Source organism: Streptomyces sp. NPDC058964 (assembly GCF_042741275.1).
Taxonomy (GTDB): domain Bacteria; phylum Actinomycetota; class Actinomycetes; order Streptomycetales; family Streptomycetaceae; genus Streptomyces.
Window position 1 is genome coordinate 1 of the sequence record NZ_JBHYKH010000773.1, and the last position, 2,935, is coordinate 2,935.

Sequence of the window (2,935 nt, forward strand, 5' to 3'; positions counted from 1 at the left end):
GACCGGGCCCGTGCGCCGAGCGTTGCGGCCTGGCACCGACCCGGGATCTCGTCAGGGCCCGGCCCCAGGGGGTCGGTTGTTGCCGTCCAGCGCCTGCGGCCGGGCGGTGGCGCGGGGCGGCGGTCACAACCCGCCGGGCTGCCGGTGCCGTTCTGTGCCCGGCGCCCGCGGCCGTCACCGCCCGCCCGGTTCCTCCCCGCGCAGCCCCGCCCGCGCGAACTCGCGCATCCCCGTGTCGAATCCGACCTCGGGCTCCCAGCCCAGCTCGGCCCGCAGCCGTGCCGAGTCCGCCGTGATGTGCCGTACGTCGCCCAGCCGGTACTCGCCGGTCACGAGGGGTTCGGGGCCGCCGTACGCGGCGGCCAGCGCGCGAGCCATCTCGCCGACGGTGTGCGGCTCGCCGCTGCCCGTGTTGTACGCGGTGAGCGTTCCGCCGGCCGGATCCGCCTCCAGCGCCGTCACGTTGGCCGCCGCCACGTCCCGTACGTGCACGAAGTCCCGCCGCTGACGCCCGTCCTCGAAGACCCGCGGCGCCTCCCCCCTGGCCAGTGCCGACCGGAAGAAGGAGGCGACGCCCGCGTAGGGGGTGTCCCGGGGCATCCCCGGGCCGTACACGTTGTGGTACCGCAGCGACACCGCCGCCGCACCGGTCGACCGCGCCCAGGCGGCCGCCAGATGCTCCTGGGCCAGCTTCGTCGAGGCGTACACGTTCCGCGGGTCCACCGGGGCGTCCTCGCCGACCAGTCCGGGTGTCAGTTCCTGCCCGCACCTCGGGCACACCGGTTCGTAGCGACCCGCGTCGAGGTCGGCGACGGCCCGCGGCCCCGGCCGTACGGTGCCGTGCCGTTCGCACTCGTACCGGCCCTCGCCGTAGACGACCATCGACCCGGCCAGCACCAGGCGTCGTACTCCGGCGTCCGCCATGGCGGTCAGCACTACGGCGGTGCCCAGGTCGTTGCGGGAGACGTACTCGGCCGCGTCGGTGAACCCCCTGCCCAGGCCGACCATGGCCGCCTGATGGCACACGGCGTCGATGCCGGACAGGGCGCGGGCGACCGCAGCCGGGTTGCGCACGTCGCCGCCGGAATCGGCCCGCACGTCGAAGACCACGGGCTCGTGACCGCGCGCCGCGAGCGCCTCGACGACATGGGACCCGATGAACCCGGCACCGCCGGTGACCAGTACACGCATGTCCCACACGCTAGGTCCGCGAGCCCGGCGGACGGCACGACCGGACCCGGCATGTCACCACTCCGTAAGGACGAGCCCGAGGGACAACAGGAGATCATTGGGAGAAGCTGTCGTCATGACAGTGCACCCGAACCCGGCCGACGGCCCGTACCGCTTCGACGACCTCGCCGCCCTGTTCGTCAACTGCACCCTCAAGCCCTCCCCCCAGGTGAGCAACACGCAGGGGCTGATCGACAAGAGCCGGGCCATCATGGACGAGCGCGGGGTGACCACTGACGAGATCCGGGCCGTCGACCACGACATCGCGCCCGGCGTCTACCCGGACATGACCGAGCACGGCTTCGCCACGGACGCCTGGCCGGCGCTGTACGAGCGGGTGATGGCCGCCGACATCCTGGTACTGGCCGGGCCGATCTGGCTGGGCGACAACGGGTCGGAGACGAAGAAGGTGATCGAGCGGCTGTACGCCGGTTCCGGGCTGCTCAACTCCGCCGGGCAGTACGCCTATTACGGCCGCGTCGGCGGCTGTCTGATCACCGGTAACGAGGACGGCGTGAAGCACTGCGCGATGAACGTCCTCTACAGCCTCCAGCACCTGGGGTACACCATCCCGCCGCAGGCCGACGCGGGCTGGATCGGCGCGGCGGGGCCCGGGCCGTCGTACCTGGACCCGGGCTCGGGCGGCCCGGAGAACGACTTCACCAACCGCAACACCACCTTCATGACCTGGAACCTGATGCACTTGGCCGCCCTGCTCAAACGCTCCGGTGGCATCCCCGCCCACGGCAACCAGCGCTCGGAGTGGGACGCGGGCTGCCGCCCCGACGCACCCAACCCCGACTACCGGTGAGCGGACGGGTGGGGGAGGCGATCAGTTCGGGTGCGGGTGCCCGGCGGCGGGTCCCAGCGCCCGGGGATTGAGAGCACCCAGCATCCTCTGAAGCATCGCGCGCACCTGCTCCCGCTCCCCGGGCGCGAACGGCTCCAGGGCCTCCCGCTCGCACGGCTCGAGCGCGGTCTCCCCGCGCCGTGCCAGCGCCTGGCCGGCGTCCGTGACCGTCATGTCGATGATCTTTCCGTGGGTGGCGTGGGCGTGCCGTTCGACGAGCCCGCGCTCCACCAGATCCCGCAGAGCGGTGCCCATGGACTGGGCCGTCACGCCACAGCGGCGGGCGAGCTCGGCGCTCGACAGCGCTCCGTCGCGGCTGAGCCGGACGAGAGCGCTGTACTGCGCCTGGGTCAGCCCGAGCGGCCGCAGAGCCTGCTCGATCCGCTGCGCGTAGGCCTGTGAGAGCTGCCAGACCAGATATCCGATGCGCTCGGCGGGGTCCTTCACCGTCACGGACGTCCTCCACGTGCCTGTTACATGTATATGTTAACTTATTCGATACCTTATATAAGGTGCCTTACATGATAGCGGTCGACGAGCCAGCCGAGGAGTCATGAACGCTGCATCCATCAGCCAGAGTCACCCGTCCGACGCCGAGGCGATGACGACGCAGACCCCGACGCGGCACCGTCACCATCCGGCGCCGCGGACGGACGCCCCGCCCCGGCGTCCGGGGCTGACGGGCACGCGTGCGGTGGTCAAGCCCGTGATGACCGTGCTGACCATCGGACTGGTCTTCGTCGCCGTCTTCCTCGCGGCCTTCCACACACCCCGCGCGCACCGGCTGCCCGTCGCCGTCTCCGCGGCGGCCCGGACGGCCGCCCGGTGCGACGGACGCCGCCCGCGCACCGCGCC

General features: G+C 72.2%; 3 protein-coding genes and 1 pseudogene. 2 read left to right on the forward strand and 2 right to left on the reverse strand.

Annotation, left to right across the window (positions count from 1 at the left end):
• Positions 1-174: 174 nt before the first annotated feature.
• Positions 175-1,191 (reverse strand): NAD-dependent epimerase/dehydratase family protein, encoded by a 1,017-nt coding sequence (locus tag ACFW2E_RS44510; RefSeq protein ID WP_384477197.1) that lies wholly within the window; start codon positions 1,189-1,191, stop codon positions 175-177.
• A gap of 115 nt (positions 1,192-1,306) precedes the next feature.
• Between ACFW2E_RS44510 and ACFW2E_RS44515 the strand changes: the two genes are divergently transcribed.
• On the forward strand, positions 1,307-2,041 hold the full coding sequence (locus ACFW2E_RS44515; RefSeq protein ID WP_384477200.1) for a flavodoxin family protein: 735 nt from the start codon (positions 1,307-1,309) through the stop codon (positions 2,039-2,041).
• 21 nt (positions 2,042-2,062) lie between these two features.
• Here ACFW2E_RS44515 and ACFW2E_RS44520 read toward each other — a convergent pair whose 3' ends face one another.
• Positions 2,063-2,533, reverse strand: coding sequence for a MarR family winged helix-turn-helix transcriptional regulator (locus ACFW2E_RS44520; RefSeq protein ID WP_384477203.1), 471 nt, complete (start codon positions 2,531-2,533; stop codon positions 2,063-2,065).
• 100 nt (positions 2,534-2,633) lie between these two features.
• Here ACFW2E_RS44520 and ACFW2E_RS44525 point away from each other — a divergent pair.
• Positions 2,634-2,935: pseudogene (locus ACFW2E_RS44525) on the forward strand (hypothetical protein); the annotation flags it as partial.